The organism is Sporosarcina pasteurii (assembly GCF_041295575.1).
Lineage (GTDB): Bacteria > Bacillota > Bacilli > Bacillales_A > Planococcaceae > Sporosarcina > Sporosarcina pasteurii.
In genome coordinates, this window is record NZ_CP160452.1 from 344,842 (window position 1) to 363,981 (window position 19,140).

The 19,140-nt window shown below is 39.3% G+C and carries 16 protein-coding genes and 1 tRNA gene; 11 read left to right on the top strand and 6 right to left on the bottom strand.

Going from position 1 to position 19,140, the window contains the following annotated elements; translation table 11 throughout:
- Positions 1-35 precede the first annotated feature (35 nt).
- Entirely contained in the window at positions 36-497 is a 462-nt protein-coding gene (locus AB1H92_RS01615) for a YusW family protein (RefSeq protein ID WP_134268511.1), read from the bottom strand.
- 266 nt (positions 498-763) lie between these two features.
- Here AB1H92_RS01615 and AB1H92_RS01620 point away from each other — a divergent pair.
- Positions 764-834 (top strand) — tRNA-Ala (locus tag AB1H92_RS01620).
- Positions 835-1,024: 190 nt separating this feature from the next.
- Positions 1,025-1,510 carry an amidase domain-containing protein gene (locus AB1H92_RS01625; protein WP_115359858.1) on the top strand — a complete coding sequence of 162 codons (486 nt, stop codon included), beginning with the start codon at positions 1,025-1,027 and terminating at the stop codon, positions 1,508-1,510.
- A 41-nt stretch (positions 1,511-1,551) separates the two neighbouring features.
- Here the strand turns inward: AB1H92_RS01625 and AB1H92_RS01630 are convergent, their stop codons facing one another.
- Both AB1H92_RS01630 and AB1H92_RS01635 read right to left on the bottom strand, forming a co-directional pair.
- On the bottom strand, positions 1,552-2,403 hold the full coding sequence (locus tag AB1H92_RS01630) for a DegV family protein (protein WP_172481032.1): 852 nt from the start codon (positions 2,401-2,403) through the stop codon (positions 1,552-1,554).
- Between the two features lie 163 nt (positions 2,404-2,566).
- Positions 2,567-3,964 (bottom strand): dipeptidase, encoded by a 1,398-nt coding sequence (locus tag AB1H92_RS01635; RefSeq protein WP_115359860.1) that lies wholly within the window; start codon positions 3,962-3,964, stop codon positions 2,567-2,569.
- A gap of 158 nt (positions 3,965-4,122) precedes the next feature.
- Here AB1H92_RS01635 and AB1H92_RS01640 point away from each other — a divergent pair, with 158 nt between their 5' ends.
- Positions 4,123-5,352, top strand: coding sequence for a hemolysin family protein (locus AB1H92_RS01640; protein ID WP_115359861.1), 1,230 nt, complete (start codon positions 4,123-4,125; stop codon positions 5,350-5,352).
- 107 nt (positions 5,353-5,459) lie between these two features.
- Complete coding sequence (locus tag AB1H92_RS01645; RefSeq protein ID WP_115359862.1) at positions 5,460-6,005, top strand: RNA polymerase sigma factor; 546 nt, start codon at positions 5,460-5,462, stop codon at positions 6,003-6,005.
- Between the two features lie 125 nt (positions 6,006-6,130).
- On the opposite strand, the gene AB1H92_RS01650 is transcribed toward AB1H92_RS01645, so the two are convergent.
- Positions 6,131-6,316 carry an SE1832 family protein gene (locus AB1H92_RS01650; protein WP_115359863.1) on the bottom strand — a complete coding sequence of 62 codons (186 nt, stop codon included), beginning with the start codon at positions 6,314-6,316 and terminating at the stop codon, positions 6,131-6,133.
- Positions 6,317-6,344: 28 nt separating this feature from the next.
- Entirely contained in the window at positions 6,345-7,406 is a 1,062-nt protein-coding gene (locus AB1H92_RS01655; RefSeq protein WP_115359864.1) for a PseG/SpsG family protein, read from the bottom strand.
- A gap of 340 nt (positions 7,407-7,746) precedes the next feature.
- Between AB1H92_RS01655 and AB1H92_RS01660 the strand changes: the two genes are divergently transcribed.
- Positions 7,747-9,627: a sodium:proton antiporter gene (locus AB1H92_RS01660; RefSeq protein ID WP_115359865.1), complete on the top strand. Its 1,881-nt coding sequence runs from the start codon at positions 7,747-7,749 to the stop codon at positions 9,625-9,627.
- Between the two features lie 87 nt (positions 9,628-9,714).
- On the opposite strand, the gene AB1H92_RS01665 is transcribed toward AB1H92_RS01660, so the two are convergent.
- Positions 9,715-11,619: a heavy metal translocating P-type ATPase gene (locus AB1H92_RS01665; protein WP_115359866.1), complete on the bottom strand. Its 1,905-nt coding sequence runs from the start codon at positions 11,617-11,619 to the stop codon at positions 9,715-9,717.
- Positions 11,620-12,003: 384 nt separating this feature from the next.
- Here AB1H92_RS01665 and AB1H92_RS01670 point away from each other — a divergent pair, with 384 nt between their 5' ends.
- The 6 genes from AB1H92_RS01670 (at position 12,004) to AB1H92_RS01695 (ending at position 19,131) form a co-directional block, all read left to right on the top strand.
- A complete protein-coding gene (locus AB1H92_RS01670; RefSeq protein ID WP_256594318.1) occupies positions 12,004-13,194 on the top strand; it encodes an MFS transporter in 1,191 nt (396 codons plus the stop codon).
- A 215-nt stretch (positions 13,195-13,409) separates the two neighbouring features.
- On the top strand, positions 13,410-14,327 hold the full coding sequence (locus AB1H92_RS01675; protein ID WP_115359868.1) for an ATP-binding cassette domain-containing protein: 918 nt from the start codon (positions 13,410-13,412) through the stop codon (positions 14,325-14,327).
- Positions 14,320-15,099: an ABC transporter permease gene (locus tag AB1H92_RS01680; protein ID WP_115359869.1), complete on the top strand. Its 780-nt coding sequence runs from the start codon at positions 14,320-14,322 to the stop codon at positions 15,097-15,099. The genes AB1H92_RS01675 and AB1H92_RS01680 overlap by 8 nt, the downstream gene beginning before the upstream one ends.
- A gap of 177 nt (positions 15,100-15,276) precedes the next feature.
- A complete protein-coding gene (locus AB1H92_RS01685) occupies positions 15,277-15,948 on the top strand; it encodes a response regulator transcription factor (protein ID WP_115359870.1) in 672 nt (223 codons plus the stop codon).
- Between the two features lie 19 nt (positions 15,949-15,967).
- Positions 15,968-16,870, top strand: a complete 903-nt coding sequence (locus tag AB1H92_RS01690) for a sensor histidine kinase KdpD (RefSeq protein WP_115359871.1) — start codon at positions 15,968-15,970, stop codon at positions 16,868-16,870.
- A 101-nt stretch (positions 16,871-16,971) separates the two neighbouring features.
- On the top strand, positions 16,972-19,131 hold the full coding sequence (locus AB1H92_RS01695; protein WP_115359872.1) for a DNA topoisomerase III: 2,160 nt from the start codon (positions 16,972-16,974) through the stop codon (positions 19,129-19,131).
- Positions 19,132-19,140: the final 9 nt, after the last annotated feature.

The following is a 19,140-nucleotide window of genomic DNA, read 5'->3' on the forward strand; positions in this document are numbered from 1 at the left end:
TACGCATTGTTGTCAGCGTAGCTTTTGGTTTGTCACTATTTTGTTTGATGAATGCGAAGTTCAGTTCCTTCGTCAAAATGAACGTTAAGTTCAAACTTGGAGTAATCATCGATTTCAAAGAACTTAAGAATTTCGTTCATGGCTTGGTCCTCGGGGGTGTCTTTCGTTAGACGTATCTCCTTAAATAAAATGTCTAATACGTCCATTGCTTTGGCGCCTTCTACATCAATCTCATTCAATCTATTTGTATAATCCGCATCGGCCTGTTCGGTTACATCATAGCTCACATCAATTGCATCTTCTCCGTTGATATCAATTTCAAGATCGAAAATCGTGAAGCCAAATCCATCCCCAGATTCAATAGAACCGCCTTCATTTTCTAGTTCTGTAGTAAGTGCTGGATCATTTTGTGTGTCGTCTGCAGGTTTTTTCCCGCACGCACCCATGACCAATACACTTATGACTAAAATTAAACTTAAAAAACTCCACTTCCTCAACGAATCCACAACCTTTCAGTTTTTCTTCATATTAGTATTTTGCCTTCATTTTGCTTTCCTAAACAAAGAATGGAGAAAGGTTTGGGGACTCTTTATTAACTTGAAGTGCAAATGAATCTACATCGTTTACCATAATTAGTTAGCCACTTGACTATTTTTCACAACTATTGTACTATTAATGTTGCTAACATAGATAGTGATTATGGGGACTTAGCTCAGCTGGGAGAGCGCTTGCATGGTATTATTCCACTGAGACCTCAAAAACGGGGGCCATAGTATAATGGGATTACATTTGCATGGCATGCAAAATATCGGAGTTCGATTCTCCGTGGCTCCATACTTTATTGTAAAAACGTCTTAACTTTGATTGCTCAAGGTTAAGACGTTTTTATTTTGATGAATCCTGCAGGTATGTAACTGATGCATGATATCACCTTATTCAGTCATCAAATAAGGAAGTCGTATTGTACATCAAAAATGTATGTCATTTTCTAACTGTTCATACAATGGCAGGGGAGGGATAAAGGATGTACGACCGAGAAGCGGCAGTTCATTATGCGAATACTTGGTGGGATAGTTATAATCCAGCGTATCCACGGTTCGATGTAGATTGTACGAATTATATATCGCAATGTTTGCGAGCAGGAGGGGCCCCGATGTGGGGGTACCCAGATCGGCTTCAAGGATGGTGGATAGGAGGGGGGACTTGGAGTTTAAGTTGGTCAACGTCTCACTCATTACGCTGGTATTTGGCAGGGTCCAAAAGAGGAATGACGGCTACAATCGCTCAGTCAGCAGAACAATTAGATTTAGGCGACGTTATCGTATATGACTTTCAAGGTGATGGACGTTTTGACCATTCAACAATCGTGACGGCAAAAGACGGAGATGTACCGCTTGTGAATGCCCATACGTATAATGTACGTCAACGTCTTTGGGATTATAAAGATTCCTATGCAAGCACACCCAATGCCCGCTATATTTTCTTTAAAATTAACGATAACTTTTCATGAAAAATGCAGTCCACTATAGAAGTGGACTGCATATTAGTCTCTTATTCTTTTTCAAGCCACATAACAGCTAGAGTTCCTTCTCCTGCATGAACTGCAAGCACAGAACTAAGCTCACCAATTTCAACTTCTAAATCTGGAGCTTGCTCGGAAATGGCGTTTTCTAACTCTTTCGCTTGGTCAAGCACATTTCCGTGCATAATGTAAACTTTATGGAGGCCACGTGAATGTGCATCCTTCACTTTATTCATTAAGTATTGGAAAGCTCTTCTTTCCGAACGAACCTTATCGATAACTCCGAGTTCACCTTGTTCCGAGATTTGGATAATTGGTTTTACTTTCAATAAACTGCCAAGGAAAAATTGGACGCCGCTCATCCGGCCACCTTTATACAATTGATCGAGATTACCAATTAAAATATAGTTTTGAATAGTCCCAGCCATTTTAGTTAATGTATCTTGAATTTCTTGTACAGATGCGCCCTTTTCATACATATCCATTCCGTGTTCTACTAATGCAGTAGTTCCATATGAAAGAGAAAGAGAGTCGACAAAAGTAACAGGAAACTTTGCAATTTCGGCGCCGCCTTTTGACGAAGCTAATGTCCCACTTAACTTATCGGAAAGGTGAATCGCAATCGCTTGTTCGTAATTATTTGCGATTTCTTCGAACTTTTCCGCAAACTCTCCTGCTGAAGGTTGTGAGGTTTTTGGGAGATGTTCAGCATTCTTTATCTTATCGTACAACTGAGTTGAAGTTAAATCTACACCATCAATAAATTGTTCTTCTCCGAAATGAATATTTAATGGGACAGAGAAAAAGTCAGGATGGCTTTGGAGTTTATTTGAAACGTATGCTGTACTATCGACAATCCATGCCAAAGGTTTTTTCGTCACAGGTAGTCTCATCCTTTACTTTTATATTTTCTAATACTATACCATGAAAAGTAATATACGTATATTTAAAGTAGGGGATAACGTATTATCTATGTGCGGAGATAAGATGTTTTGGTGGAATAACATAATGAAACGGACCCTTTGTAGAGGGTCCGTTGAAAAGTTATTTCTTTAATTCTTCTTTCGAAAAGCTTTCTATTTCATAATAATAATCACCGATTACACGTAAACCTTGGTCAAAGTTTTCTAAATGGAAGTGTTCGTTTGGTGCATGGAAGTTTTCTGTTGAAAGTCCGAAGCCCATTAACACGACAGGTAACTCCAAAATCTCATCGAAAGCCGCAACGATTGGAATTGAACCGCCACCACGTGTATAAGCTGTTGGTACGTGATACACTTTTTCGTATGAACGACCCGCCGCTTGAATTGCTGGATGATCGAAAGGCGTAATGAAAGGTTTCCCTTTATCGAATTCAGTTACTGTCACAGTCACGCCCGCTGGCTTATGTTTTTCGATATGAGCTTTGAGTTTTTCAACGATTTCATCCGGATCTTGGTCAGGTACGAGGCGGCATGTGATTTTGGCGCCCGCTTCGGATGGTAGAACCGTTTTAATACCTTCACCGGAGAAACCGCCGAATAAGCCGTTAATTTCTAACGTTGGACGTGCCCAAGTTTGCTCTAAATAAGAAAATCCTTTTTCTCCGAATAATGCTGGTACGTCGATTTCTTCTTTTAATGCTTCTTCATCAAAGCCAAGTGCTTCGTATGCTGCTCTTTCTTCTTCTGTTAATTCACGGACGTTGTCATAAAAGCCTTCAACCGCAATTGTGCCTTCTTTATCTCTAAATGAAGCAAGTAATTCAACAATTGCATGGAGTGGATTTTGAACGCCGCCGCCGTAAAGGCCAGAATGTAAATCGCCTTTTGCACCTTTTACGTCAATTTGCACGCCGGTAAGGCCACGTAAACCATAGCAAACTGCTGGTTGTCCAGGCCCTTGCATGCCTGTATCCGAAATGACAATAATATCCGCTGCAAGTTTGTCTTTGTTTTCGCGAATATATTTTTCTAAGTTTGGGCTCCCGACTTCTTCTTCACCTTCGATTAAAAACTTTACGTTAACCGGAAGCTTGCCGGATTGTTTCATTAAAGCCTCAACAGCTTTAATATGCATAAACACTTGTCCTTTGTCGTCGCTTGCACCACGGGCAAACAATTTATTGTCACGAACTTCAGGTTCAAATGGAGGGCTATCCCATAATTCAAGTGGATCAACCGGTTGGACATCGTAATGCCCGTAAACAAGAATTGTTGGTTTACCTTCTGCGTGTAACCAATCTCCATACACAACAGGATGACCATCTGTTTCATCGATGGAAACATTTTCGAGACCTGCAGCGTCAAATGACTGAACTAACCACTCAGCAGCTTTTTGCATATCCGCTTTATGTTCTGAAAGGGCACTAATGCTTGGGATACGTAAAAATTCATTTAATTCTTCAAGGTGCGTATCACGTTGTTCTTTAAAATATTGATCAAGTTGTTCTAAATGTGCCATTAAATTCCCTCACTTTTATAAGTTTCGACTCAAGAAATAGTATAGCAAAGAATAATTATTTTAGGCGTCGATTTAGTAATATATAACTAAAATATGGTATGCTATAAGAACTTATTAACAGATTATAGGAACGATAAAGAAAATAGGAGGTCTGCCGTTTGTTTATTGCACTCGGATTTTTTCTAGTGATGTCGTTTTTCTTATCAGGGAGCGAAACGGCACTTACCGCAGTAAACAGGATGAAGGTCCAGCTTCGGGCTGATCAAGGGGATGTGGCATCTGCCAAATTGCTTGACTTAATCTCGAAGCCGGACCGAATGATAACCGCTATACTAATCGGTAATAATATCGCAAACATTATGTTGCCAACGCTTGTCACAATGATTGCGATAGAAAATGGTTGGAAAGTTGGTTTGGCGACAGGGATTTTGACGGTCATCTTGATTGTCTTTGGTGAAGTGTTGCCGAAGACGATAGCCGCTACATTTGCCGATTCAATTGCATATGTAGTAGCGCCAGTAATAAGGATTATTGTGAAAGTATTAACACCTTTTACAGCGGTACTTGCTTTGTTTACAAATATATTTATCCGCATTATTTCTAAAGGGACTGTTACAGAAGCAACTTTAACAAAAGAGGATTTAAAATCGATGGTTGACCTCGCAACCGTAGAGGGAACATTTGAACAAGATGAAACGTTACGTATAAAAGGAATGTTAGATTTTCCTGACAAAGATGTATCAGATGTGTTAGATACACACCGTACAGACGTAATTGGTTTACCAATTACAGCGACCTATGATGAAGTAAGAGATACAATTTTAGAGTATTTCTATACAAGGTATCCTGTTTATGAAGAAAGCATGGATGAGATTGTCGGGATATTTTATTCGAAAAAATTTATCGAATGGACATTAGAACCCGAAAAGTCATTAGAAGCATACATAGACCGTGATATGTTGTACGTTTTACAATCATCTAGTGTTGAGCGGGTATTCAAAATGATGCTCATGCAGAAAAAGCATTTGGCAGTTGTGTTGGATGAATACGGAGGAACGCTTGGTATCATTACGCAAGAAGATATTATAGAAGAAATGATTGGGCAAGATATCGAAGATGAGTCAGATGTGGATGATGAAGTGTTAATTTATGAAAAACAAGATCATTCAATTACGTGCCACGGGCGACTTGAAATTGAGGATGCGGTTGAACTTCTCGGTGTAGAAATTCCAACAGAACATGAAACTGTCGGAGGGTTTGTCTTAGAACAATTGGGGCATATACCCGAACCTGGAGAACGTTTTTCCTATGACAGTCTGCAATTTACAATTGAGGAAATGGACCGCACACGTATTTTACGTATGACGATTCAAGTTCAAGAAAAGTAATGTTCAACCTTACACATTTGTAAGGTAGTTGAAAGAGAATGCGATGGTATGTAATGTCTCGATTGCTGATAATAGAGTTAACAGCAAAAAGACGGAGGCATGAACAGATGACTATCAAATTAGATGACTTGTATGAAGAATACGGTCGTTACATCTATCACCTATGCTTAAAATTAACGCGAAATAAAGAAGAAGCGGAGGACGTTATGCAGGACGTCTGGGTAAAAGTCATCCGCTATAATGATAAATTAGATGAAATCGACAATATAAAAGGATGGCTGACAACCATTTGCATGAATACTTTCCGTGATCGTTACCGTAAAACGGTGCGAAAAAATGAACACGTAATTCAACAACCACATACACTAGACGTTCCAATTCTAGATTTGGTTCCAAGTAACTCACTGACACCTAGTGAAATCGCTGAAAGAAACGATATTCAATCTCTTGTAAGTGAAAAAATTGGACAGTTAGATGCAATTTATAAAAATACGATTGAGTACTTTTACGTCTATCAATATTCATTGAATGAAATCGCAGAAGTGATGAAAGTTTCGATTGGAACAGTGAAGTCGAGGCTGTTTCGTGCGAGAAATTACTTGAAAGAAATGCTAGTGGATGACCATGCAACATACGATTATGTGACCGCATAATTAGATAAGAAAAGAGCTCAGAGGATAATTCTGGGCTCTTTTTCCGATATAATAAAAGCCCCTCCTAATTGCTAAATAGCATTCAGGAGGGAACCTATGAATATATGAATACATTCTGCCTGATGTTAATCAAATTGAAAAAGCTTTTCATTGAGCTTGGACAGTTTTTCTTCCATTAAACCTAAACGTTCTTCTGCTTTAGTAACTTGACGATTTTGACCAACAGACTCGAGCTTTTCAATATCCCCTTGCAAATTGACGTACTCCATTTTAAGTTCTGCGATTTCTCGTTCGATTTGTTTTTTATCCATGCGAAAAACCCCTATCTCTTTTTCCCCACTATACCATATCAGAGGTTTCTTTTCCTGAACCATCGTGTGTTTCCCGTTTCGGATATTCTAGATAATATAAAATGGCTTCGCGAACCATTTCTTTACCTTCCCCGAGGTTAAGGGCTACTTGTCGCTCAATCGCTTTTTTCCGTAAAGAGTCATGCAGCAAAGGTTCCATCACAGCGTTGAGTAGGGTGGATTGCTTTACTTTTCTTCCTGGACCGAGATGTACAAATCCATGCTGTTCTTTTGGGAAATCAAGCGCCGTCTCGAATTCGTTTTGCGCGAGTACAATACAAGGAATCCCCATTACGCCAATTTCATAAGGCATGTAGCCTGATGCGCAAAGGACAATATCCGCGGTTGAAAGGAATTCGGCTACATTTTCTGGTTTCTGTTTAATAAATGTATTTCTTCTGCCAAGTGCCATCATACGCAATTCAGTTTTATCGTGCTTGTAATTCTCCCCAATCAAAACAGTGACTTTCAGTGGGATTTGAAGTTGTGATAAGTGGCGAAGTGCACGATACGATAAGTTGCTAGAATCTTCATCCCCAAATGTAACAATCAAGTGGGGAATGGGATCTGTTTCTTGTTTGTTCAATCCAATATGTTTAAATGACGCAATTTGTTCGTCAGCAATAAAGCTCTCAGCCCCAACAACGTAGTGCTCGAGTGGTTTTTCATTCGTTTCTGTGTAAAGTGTTTGGATAACGAGGTCAGCCAATCTGCCTCCTTCGCCGAAATCATCAAAGTGGATAACGGCTGGTACGATTTCCGAAATTTTTTCAACTTCCTCTTTTGAAGTCGAACCACTATCCCGTAAAAGAAGGTCAGGTTTAATTTTTTGTAAGGCCTTAATGAGCTCAGCATGATTTTTTATTGAGATAAATTGAGAATCTTTTAAAGATAAATCAAACTTTTGATGTGAAATAAAAATGATTTCAATTGCTTTGGGTAAAGATTGTGCAATGGTTTTCGCTCTACGTAAAGGGTATGTCCCTTTTCCGTCCGTGTCACAAACATAAATGGCTAGTTTCTTTTTTAAGTTTACGTTTATTGGAATCATCCTTCCTCGTCTTGTCGGTTTATTAGTTAATGAAAATAAGCGGAGTACCTTCAATTTTTGGGTTATAAGGAACCTCCGCTCATGCCTATCTCTTCATCGTATGGCAAGGATAATATAAATATGTGTTTTTTGGGTTGATTGAAAAAAATAGTATGTTAAACTATCTGTATTTAATTTATTCAAAAGAATCGTTCTGTTAAAAAGCCAGTGAATTATTTTGCGATTGGATAGAAAGTTGACAGGATGTTATCTGTTTCTTAGCCATTACAGGAAAATTCGTTGATGAACAAATGTATCATGCCAAGACACTTTGAGTTTTAGGATTGGAGGATAATCCCCGTTGTTTAATTCATTACTGTTCGATTTAATGCTCGTCGTGCTTATCGGGATTTTGTCCCAATGGATGGCTTGGAGATTTCGTATGCCAGCAATTGTAGTTATGTCTGTTGCTGGGTTACTCGTAGGCCCATTTTTAGGAATGATTAATCCAGAAGAAAGTATGGGGGATTTGTTTAGTCCCTTTATTACAATTGCAGTAGCGCTAATATTATTTGAAGGTAGTTTATTGCTCGATTTTAAAGAAATTCGGGGTTTTAACAAGCCGGTATTACGCATTGTTACAATCGGAGCATTTATCGCATGGATTGCGGGCTCACTTGCGGCTCACTATGTTGCAGGATTATCGCTTTCTGTCGCTTTTGTGATCGGTGGTTTATTTATCGTAACAGGACCGACAGTCATTTTACCGCTTTTGCGTCAGGCAAGATTAAAGCCGCGCCCTGCCGCTATTCTAAAGTGGGAAGGGATTGTTGTTGATCCATTTGGTGCACTATTAGCTGTTTTTGCTTTCGAATTTATTCGATTTTTAAAAAGTGAAGTCACGCCAAATTCATTTTTACTATTCTTCGCAGCATCTATTTTTGCGGTGATATTAGGGTGCGGAGTGGCATGGTTTTTCGGTCGTGCATTTGATAGGGGAGGAGTTCCAGAATTCTTAAAATCCCCGGTATTGTTTGCGGTCGTAATCTTTACATTTGTTTTGGCAGATGAAATTATGCAACAAACCGGTCTGCTCGCTGTAACGGCAATGGGTATGACGATGGCGAATATGAATTTAAATTCAATTAAAGAAATTCGTCATTTTAAAGAAAACATTTCTGTTTTATTAATTTCGAGTATTTTCGTCATGTTGACAGCTTCATTAAGCTCAAAAGTTTTGCTTGCAATCTTTAACTGGAAAATCATGTTGTACGTATTGGCTATGTTAATTGTTGTTCGTCCGCTGTCGGTTTGGTTATCGACGATTGGAACGGATTTATCAGTGAAAGAGAAATTTCTCATCGGTTGGATTGCGCCTCGGGGAATTGTTGCGCTAACTGTATCTGGCTACTTTGCTTCGGTACTAGGCGATCAAGGATATCGAGATGCCGATATTTTAACGGCGATAACCTTTGCACTTGTCTTTTCGACTGTTGTTCTTCATGGATTTACAATCGGCCCACTTGCGAAAAAACTTAATTTAACAACGACGGAGGAGTCGGGCGTACTCATTGTTGGAGGAAGCCGATTTTCAGGAAAGTTAGCTAAATCCGTGAAAGAGACGGGGAATCATGTACTCATTATCGACCGAACATGGGCGAGTTTAGCACATGCACGAAAGTATGGATTAGAGAGTCATGTCGGGAATATATTAACGGAACAGCAAGATTATGATTTAGATTTGACTCCGTACCGATTTATGTTGGCCATGACCCGTAATGACTCGTATAATGCACATGTTTGCGAAGACTTCGTACCGAGTCTTGGACGCGAACATCTCTATCAAACAGCAATTCATCCGAGAGAAGAGAACGCTGCGTCTATTAGTGGAGTCGGTGGGCATGTACTTTTCACGCCAGCGATTTCGCTTCGTGCGCTTGAAGAACGAGTGAATTCAGGTCATGTCATCCGAAAAACAATCATTACGAAACAGTATAGCTATACGCAATATTTACGGGAACGGGATGATAAATCTATCTTGCTTTACATTTTACGTGCTGACAAATCGATTGAGTTCTTCTCGCCGGATGTTGAATTACAAGCAGTAGCTGGCGATACAGTTGTCACATTAGCTTCACCTGCCAAAACAATCGAGCGTGTAAAAGAACGGTTAGAGGAAGGGAATAAAGGCACTCAAATTGAAATGAAGGAATTAGAAGACGCGTTTCATAAAATATTGTAAAAAGAAGCAGTACAAACAAGTGAATTGTTTGTACTGCTTTTTAAGATATAGAAGTTTTAAATTTCGCTTCCTGGATAGTGTCCAACGTTAACTTACTTTGTTCAACATCCTTAAACCGTTCAAGATGACAAGAATCGTACTTCCTTCATGACCGATAACACCAAGCGGTAAGTCAATGACTTGCATGAAGTTCGACACGATTAGCAGCGCGATAACAGCGACAGAAAAGAAAATGTTTTGTTTCACGATGCGCCGCATTTTTCGGGATAACTTTATGGAATAGGCGATTTTTGTTAAATCACTTTTCATTAATACGACATCAGCGGTTTCAAGGGCGACGTCAGTTCCTTGCCCCATAGCAATGCCTGTTGTGGCAGTTGCGAGGGCAGGCGCATCATTTATCCCGTCACCAATCATGCCGACTGAACCTTCTTCTTGAATTAACTGCTTCACATGTTCGACTTTCATTTCCGGCAAGCATTCCGCAACATAACGGTCCATGCCCGCTTCCATTGCAATCGTTTCAGCAGTACGCTCATTATCTCCCGTTAACATAATGGTACGAATGCCGACTTTATGCAATTGGTAAAGTGCAGAGACGGCTTCTTCGCGCAATGTATCTTTTAAGGCGACCACCGCGGCAATGCCTTGAGCATCTTTCATAAAAATCACTGTTTTTCCTTCCGCGGCAAGGGATTGACTAATTCCGTTTTGGAAACTTTGGCTATCCTCTCTACCAACAAACTTTGGACTTCCGACTAGAATTTCACCTTGGTTAGTAAATGCTTTAATGCCATGTCCTGGAATGTCTTCAATCATTGGCCGATCATTTGTAATCGCGTTTTGTTCTTGTGCAAACCGAACGATTGAAAGAGCCAGTGGGTGATTCGATTGACTTTCAATCGATGCTAGTAATTGTAATGCTTCATTTTCCATAACATCATCTCGAACGATAAAATCAGTGACAACGGGTTTTCCAGTTGTCAATGTACCTGTTTTATCAAAAGCAATCGCTTTTAAGGAAGCCAAATGTTCGAGGTGTATCCCACCTTTTACTAACACGCCATTTTTCGCTCCATTGGAAATGGCCGCTAACGTTGCAGGCATGATGGAGGCGACAAGCGCACAAGGGGAAGCAACAACAAGTAATACAATGGCTCGGTAAAAAGTCGTTGTCCAGTCCCAACCAAGTGCAAAGTGTGGTAAAAACATCATAATCCCAACAACAATTAGTACAATTCGAACGTAAGTCCCTTCGAATTTTTCAATAAATTGCTGGGAAGGTGACTTTTCACTTTGAGCGGTTTGGACGAGCGTAATAATTTTTTGAAATAAAGTTTCGGAACTCGGCTTCGTCATTTCCATTTGTACCGCGCCGCTTAAATTCACTGTCCCTGCAAACAACTCATCGCCAATTTCTTTCGTAACGGGTACCGATTCGCCGTTAATTGCGGACATATCAACAGAAGTGGTTCCTCTTAAAATCTGACCGTCCGCTGGTATTCGTTCACCTGGCCTGACAAGAAGTTTGGCGCCTACTTTCAACGTTTCAATTTTCACGCTTGTTGTGGTTCCGTCTGGTTGCAAAAGCCACGCTTCTTCAGGTTGTAAAGCCATCAGTGAGGAAATTTCTTTATGGCTTTTATTTAACGTATACGTTTCGAGCGCACCGCTTATTGCAAAAATAAAAATGAGAATCGCACCTTCTGCCCAATAACCAATAATGGCAGAACCAATCGCCGCAAATATCATTAACATCTCGACATTTAATTGTTTATCCTGAATTGTATCCTCGATGCCTTCTTTTGCTTTTGCATATCCGCCAATTAAGAAAGCAATTATATAAAAGCTTATAGATATACTTTCATGTCCAGATTTGCCAATCGTCCATGCAGATACAATTAGAATTCCCGATAACACAGCGGCGATTAACTCGAGGTGTTCAGTCCATTTGAATAAAAACCTTCTTTTTTCTGCTAATAAGGTTGTCACCGTTATCCCTCCTAATTACTTTTAATAACGTCACTCTTTTTATCCGAGTAAATTTCTAATTGAAAATGTTTATCGATTAGATTATAATAACTATTACTTTATAATTATTGTAAAGTATATCACTTGGGACGCAAAATTGCTACAACTTAGTGCGGGAAAAGATATGGGGAATTGCCCAGTATTTTATGCGTGATTAGGAGAATTCGTGTAGCTATTATTTCACTAAAATTTTTTCCTCATAATCATTGTAAGAAAACATTGTTATGCAAGGTTGTGAGTAGCAATAGGAAGGAATTAGATTAGATGAACGTTAGATGTATTTTCTTATGTGAATGTTCTCGTGTAGGGGAACGAAAGGGGCGATAGCTGTTTAGTTCCTTCTATATAAAAAACAAGTATAATAGAGGTACAGTTAAAGATAGGAAGGAATTACTATGCATGACTAGAATACTATATTTAATTATTATCATTTCATTTCTTGATACATTTATTCAACTTCCCATTATTACACCTTATGCATTGAGTTTAGGGGCATCGCATGTGTTAGCGGCTGGTATTGTGGCCATCTATTCGTTAACAAATATGCTTGGGAACATAATTGGCGGACATTGGATTGACCGATTTGGTCGTAAAAGAATGTTATTGACCGGTATGAGTCTCGTCACATTCATTTTGCTTTTATATCCACTGGCCCAGTCCGGTGAGCAACTTTTTATTGTTAGGCTTTTACATGGTCTGGCAGGCGGCGTTCTAATCCCAGCCGCTTTCGCGTATGTCGGGGATCAAACGAGTAAGAAAAATCGCGGAAGAGCAATGGCTTTAACAGGTGCATGTATTGGCGTCGCTGCGATTGTTGGTCCTGCGATAGGGGGCATTATGGCTTCAAAATCACAAGTGGAATATGTCTTCTACCTTGTTGCATTTTTATTTATTCCAATCATTCTATTAGGTTTATTCTTTATTAAAGAATCTTTTAAAGCGAGTGATAGAAGCGGTGTATCCGTTGCGCATTTTTTACCTTTATTGAAAAACAAGTTGTTGCTACAAGCATCATTAGCTGCTTTTGCATTGATGGTCAGTAACGGTACGTTGTCGTTTGCACTTCCTTTAAAGGTAGCCGATATGGGTGCGACGTCCTCAACGACTGGACTTTTACTCAGTACATTTGGGATTGTGGCATTGATTGTATTCTTAACACCGATGAATAAAATGTATGATCTTTTTTCACCAGTTAAATTGGTTGTCATTGGGTTATCTATTATTGCAAGTGTCCATATTCTACTGAACTTTACAGTGTCTACGACAGGTGGCTTTGCGTTAATGACGATTTACGGAGTAGGTTTTGCATTGGTTTTCCCATCGATGAACCGAATTGTTTCAGAAGCATCCTCTAAAGTAGACCGCGGAAAAGCGTATGGTATATTTTATGCATTTTTCTCGCTAGGTGCGGTAATTGGTTCGTTTATGTCTGGACTTGCTGTAGAAATTACAGGTCTTCCATTTTCATCGAGCGCAACAATCATGTTATTGATTGGTTTTTATTTATTGTATTCATCTCGTAAAAGGAATGCTTAGAAAGTAGATTTGGATTGCTGGATCGGAAAAATAATTGTATAGAAAGGCTCCCAACTGTTGGTTTCAGATTGGGGGTTTTTTATTAATCTTTTTTAGGTTTTATTGTTAATGCCCTCCTAAACCTCATTCTTTATACTTTCTTTATACTTTTCTAGTCTAATTATTGATACATATTCCTTATGCTATATGTAGTAGTAAGGAAAGGGTGATGATGTATGTTAGAAACCGTTTTAAAAGCGACAAATGTTTCAAAAATATATGGTAAACATCAAGTACTTGATAAAGTATCAATAGAAATTAAAAGAGGGATGATTTACGGACTAATAGGTCAAAATGGTGCGGGTAAATCAACGTTTATGCGTGCTGTTATGGGATTAATCACGACTGATGGCGGAGATATTGAATTGTTCGGAGCAACTGGCTCTAAAGGTCTGCAAAATGCCAGAAGAAGAATGGGGCAATCCATTGAAACGCCGGCACTCTATCCTGAATTAACAGCTCGAGAAAATTTACAAGTACAAGCAGCAAATGGCGGGGTTAGTGAAAGAAAGATTGAAGAATTATTACAGTTAATGAACTTGAATCATACAGGCAAAAAGAAAGCGAAGAATTTTTCTTTAGGTATGCGTCAACGTTTGGCGATTGCTTCTACATTGATGACCAACCCTGAGTTCTTAATTTTAGACGAGCCGACAAATGGTCTCGATCCATCAGGGATTGTCGAGATGCGTGAAATTATTCAACGACTTGTGAGTGAGCATGGCATTACGGTTTTACTGTCTAGTCACTTATTGGATGAACTTTCCCAAATCGCGACACACTATGGCATTTTACATGAGGGAAAAATTATTAAGGAACTATCAAAAGAAGAGCTTGCACGCGAAGCTCGTCAATATATTGAATTGGAAACGAACGACGTCCAAAAAGCAGTCGTCGTGCTGGAAGAAATGGAGATACAAGACTTCGAAGTCATCACAGGAAATGAAATAAATATCTATGAAAAGTTAGATGATGTTGCTACTATTAACCATTCGCTCGTCCTAGCAGGTGTAAAAGTTTCACGAATTGGGACGACTAGACAAAGACTTGAAGACTATTTCTTACAGTTAACAGGAGGTGCGACGCATGCTTAATCTACTTACAGCGGAAAAAATTAAATTAAGACGTAGCAAAAAACTAATGATTGCCTTAATTATTTTATGCGTACTTCCAATCATACAAGTCGTGAATAGTTACTGGAGCGTAAGTTATGGAGACGAACTCATTCAAAAAATTGATACTGTAGTAAATGGCGCAACAGGTATTCTTATGATTAAGAAAAACGGATTAACAGTATTACTTGTCATGAGTGCTTTTATCAGCTTCTTTATTGGAGAAGAATTTCAACACGGAACGATCCGAAACGCATTGTCCCTAGGTCGCAGTCGTACACATTATTATGTTTCAAAACTAATTGTCGCTGCTTTAGTCTCTTTGGCTGGCGTAATTGTTATGACGATTCTTGGAATGGTTGGCTTTACAATTGCATTTGGCTTTGGCGGTGTTGATGAAATGAATCACTATGTCAGTTATGCGCTAAAAGCATTTAGTACGCTTTATACGTTGGTTTTGGCTAACGTCTCTGTATATGTAGCAATCGGTTTTATAACCAAAAATAGCAGCTTCACGTTAATCTGGAGCTTTATTTACACGATTGCAACAGGGTTTCTACCTGGGATATTTCAGCATACGACACATTTAAAACAAGTTATGTTTTGGTTTACGGAAACATTTATGTTTTATTTTAATTTTGCTACACCAGAAGATGTCGCAAGGTTTCCTGAGATGATTGTCGTTAGCCTCGTCACAATTGTGCTATCATCTGCAGTAGGAATCTGGATGTTTAATCGAACAGATATTAAGTGAAACTTCACTCAGTGGGGGGCTATCCCCACTAGGGAAAGATGCAGTTCAATCTTTCCTTGTTAGTTGAACCAATCGGGCATGTACTGGCAGTTGCCCCCCGCTCATTTTGGTTTTCCTCTAAGTATTGAATTGAAGGGCAAACTGCCAGTAAATGCGGGATAAAGTAGGTCGATAAATATGTCAACGATATTAATTATAGAAGACGATGGCGCAATTCATTCGCTGATTAAAGAAGCGTTAACGATACAAGGCTTTCAAACAGTCAGCGCATACTCCGGAACTGAAGGGCAATTATTATTCGAACAAAATCAGGTCGATATTATCTTGTTAGATTTAATGTTGCCGGGAATGGACGGAGAAGAATTATTGCGCGAAATTCGTAATCACTCAGCGATTCCAGTCATCGTAATTTCCGCGAAAAATGATCAAGCGTCTAAATTGGAACTTTTGATGAATGGGGCAGATGATTACGTTACAAAACCATTTGATATTAAAGAACTCATAGCAAGAATCAATATACAGCTGCGCCATGCTGCGAAGGCAGTCCATAGTGAGCTTGAAGAGATATCCTATAAGGATATTCGGGTAAACTTGGATACAAGAGAAGTGAAAGTAAATGATGAGATCATTCATCTAACTGGGCGGGAATATGCGATTCTTCTCTTGTTTCTAGAGAATCCTCAAAAAGTATTCAGCCGTGCGAATATTTATGAAAGTGTTTGGAATGAACCGTTTTTTGATAGTGACCAAACCATCAATATGCATATTAGTAATTTACGACGTAAAATGAATGTACAAGGTGCAAACTATATTAAAACAATCTGGGGCATAGGCTTCAAATTTGATTAAAGGAAGGAGTGTGAACGTGATGTGGGGATGGCTATTTGGTTTCCTAACGTTAGCGCTCCTTTTTTATATTTATTTTTTAAAACGAGAACTGCGGAAGTTGACGAGCAAAATGAAAGAAATACCTATTCGTTCAAGTTATGGCGGAAGGTTATCATTAGATTTTCGGGAGAAAGCATTAATGGAATTAGTTGATGAATTAAATCAAATGATTGATGCTTTTGAGGAAAAAAATTTACGAGCGAAACAGATGGAAGAGAATGTGAAATTATCAATCGCTGGGCTGTCACATGATTTAAGGACGCCCCTCACGTCAATTAATGGTTATGTTCAACTTTTAAATGACACGACAGATGAGACGAAAAGAAAGCATTACATCCAAATCATTGAACACTCAGTGGAACGTTTAATCGTAATGACGGATTACTTCTATGATTTAGCGCGCATCGAAGCGAATGAAAAAGAGATGAAGTTATCTTCCGTTTCTCTTCCGAATTTAGTAGAAGAAATCTTTTTATCTTACTATGAACAAATTGCAGAACAGCATATTGAACTTCAATTTCCTGAGCAACCGGGAGACCGTCAAGTGATTGCTGACGAATTCTTGTTAGCACGGGTCGTACAAAATGTTGTCCAAAACATTTTGCGTTATGCGAAAAGCAAAGCATTGATTTGTTATGAGCAAGAAGGGAATTACATACTTCTCACAGCGAAAAACGATATAAAACCGGATAGTCAAGTGGAAGCGGAAAAGGTTTTTATGCGTTTCTATACAGAAGTGACGAGTAGAACGAACACCGAAACGAGTGGATTAGGCCTGTATTTATCTAAAAAGTTAGTTGAAAAGATGGGCGGAACAATGGATGCCGAATTGAGTGAGTATTGGTTTATACTTCACATTAAACTTCCTACTAAGGGGAATTGAATGTAAGGCGTTCCGATGCCATGTGATATAAGAAGCCACTTACTTATGCAATGATTAGTTTTTTCCTTTATAATAGCGTCATGAGGAAAGGGGACATTTAGATGTCAAAATCACTTGTATTAGCTGAAAAACCATCCGTGGCACGGGATATTGCGCGTGTGCTCGGTTGTCATAAAAATGGTAATGGATTTATTGAAGGAACAAAATATATTGTCACATGGGCACTTGGGCATCTTGTGACACATGCAGATCCGGAAGGGTACGGGAAACAATATAAAGAATGGAAACTGGAGCATTTACCAATTGTGCCGGACCCATTTAAAATTGTGCCAATCCGTCAAACGACAAAACAATTAAATGCGGTAAAAGCGCAGTTGCGTAGAAATGATGTAAATGAAATTATTATCGCAACGGACGCCGGACGGGAAGGGGAACTAGTCGCCCGCTGGATTTTAGAACAAGCGAAAAGTCGTAAGCCTGTGAAACGTTTATGGATTTCATCCGTGACAGATAAAGCGATTAAAGATGGATTCAAAAGTTTAAAGCCAGGTCGTCAATATGAACATCTATATGAAGCAGCGGTTGCCCGTGCAGAAGCGGACTGGGTTGTTGGGATTAATGCGACACGCGCGCTTACGGTGAAATATAATGCACAATTATCAACAGGACGTGTGCAAACACCGACACTTGCAATGATTGCAGAACGTGAACAGCAAATTAATGAATTTAAACCGAAAGCTTATTACGGTTTACAAGCGATTACCGAAGGCGCAACATTTACATGGGCGGATTCATCAGGTCAAACGCGCTCTTTTGACAAAACTTTCATTGAGAATAAACTGACGAAATTGGATGCGATTCACAACGGGGAAGTAACAGAAGTGAAAACAGCACCGAAGTCACAACCTGCTCCACAACTATTTGATTTAACGGCACTTCAACAAGAAGCCCATCGCCGTTGGTCATGGTCGGCAAAGGAAACATTATCAACACTTCAAAATCTATATGAACGACATAAAGTTGTGACGTATCCGCGTACTGATTCAAAGCACTTATCATCCGATATGAGGGATACGTTAATTGACCGTATTAAAGCAGTCGATATTGCGCTGTTTAGAAAAGCGACGAATATGATCCTTCGTAAAGGAACGCCAAGACCGCAAAAAGGTGTGATTGATGATAAGCGTGTGTCGGATCACCATGCAATTATTCCGACTGAGGAAACACCGATTTTACAAAATTTATCTGATAAAGAACAACGTTTATATGAGTTAATTGTCAACCGATTTCTTGCTGTCTTTCTTGGTCCGTTTCGTTATGACCAAGTAACAGTTGACCTTGCTGTTGGTAGTGAAACGTTTAAGGCGAGAGGTCGTACTGTAACAGATGAAGGATGGAAAAAAGTATATGACTTTGATGAAGAAGATACTTCAACATTGCCTTCATTTACAAAGGGGCAAGAAGTAAAAGTCCGAGCAGTAACGATGACGGAAGGAAAGACAAATCCCCCGGCTCGATTTAACGAAGGAACGCTTTTAGCGGCAATGGAAAACCCAACGCAATTTATGCAAGGTGAGTCGAAGGCGTTAATTCAAACGATTGGCGAAACTGGCGGACTTGGCACAGTTGCAACACGTGCCGATGTCATTGAAAGGCTGTTTAAAACATTTGTCATTGAGAAAAAAGGCAATGATATCTATACCACTTCCAAAGGTCGCCAACTGTTAAAACTTGTACCCGAAGACTTGAAGTCACCTGCACTGACGGCTGAATGGGAACAAAAATTAACGAAAATCGCGAATGGTCAAATGAAAAAATCCGTTTTCATGAAAGATATGATTCAATTTGCGAGAGATGCTGTTAGTGAAATAAAAAATGATGATCAAAAGTTTAGGCATGATAACGTGACAGGGCGCGCATGTCCGGATTGTGGAAAACTATTGTTAGAAGTAAACGGAAAGCGCGGTAAAATGCATGTTTGTCAAGATAGAGAATGTGGTTACCGACGCAGTATTTCGCGACAAACCAATGCGAGATGTCCGCAATGTAAAAAACGTCTGGAGCTACGCGGAGAAGGAGAAGGGCAAATCTTTGTTTGTTCGTGTGGGCATCGTGAGCGACTATCTGCATTTGAAAAACGCCGAAAAGCCTCTGGTGGCAAGCGTGCAAATAAGCGAGATGTTCAAAAATATATGAAGAAACAAGAAGAGCCCGAAAATACAGCGATGGCGGATGCGCTAAAAAAGTTATTTGAAAAATAAATCTTTAGA

Coding starts and splice junctions, on each gene's coding strand:
- AB1H92_RS01625 (WP_115359858.1), top strand. CDS start 1,025: ATGTACGACCGAGAAGCGGCAGTTCATTATGCGAATACTTGGTGGGAT.
- AB1H92_RS01635 (WP_115359860.1), bottom strand. CDS start 3,964: ATGGCACATTTAGAACAACTTGATCAATATTTTAAAGAACAACGTGAT.
- AB1H92_RS01645 (WP_115359862.1), top strand. CDS start 5,460: ATGACTATCAAATTAGATGACTTGTATGAAGAATACGGTCGTTACATC.
- AB1H92_RS01650 (WP_115359863.1), bottom strand. CDS start 6,316: ATGGATAAAAAACAAATCGAACGAGAAATCGCAGAACTTAAAATGGAG.
- AB1H92_RS01655 (WP_115359864.1), bottom strand. CDS start 7,406: ATGATTCCAATAAACGTAAACTTAAAAAAGAAACTAGCCATTTATGTT.
- AB1H92_RS01675 (WP_115359868.1), top strand. CDS start 13,410: ATGTTAGAAACCGTTTTAAAAGCGACAAATGTTTCAAAAATATATGGT.
- AB1H92_RS01680 (WP_115359869.1), top strand. CDS start 14,320: ATGCTTAATCTACTTACAGCGGAAAAAATTAAATTAAGACGTAGCAAA.
- AB1H92_RS01685 (WP_115359870.1), top strand. CDS start 15,277: ATGTCAACGATATTAATTATAGAAGACGATGGCGCAATTCATTCGCTG.
- AB1H92_RS01690 (WP_115359871.1), top strand. CDS start 15,968: ATGTGGGGATGGCTATTTGGTTTCCTAACGTTAGCGCTCCTTTTTTAT.
- AB1H92_RS01695 (WP_115359872.1), top strand. CDS start 16,972: ATGTCAAAATCACTTGTATTAGCTGAAAAACCATCCGTGGCACGGGAT.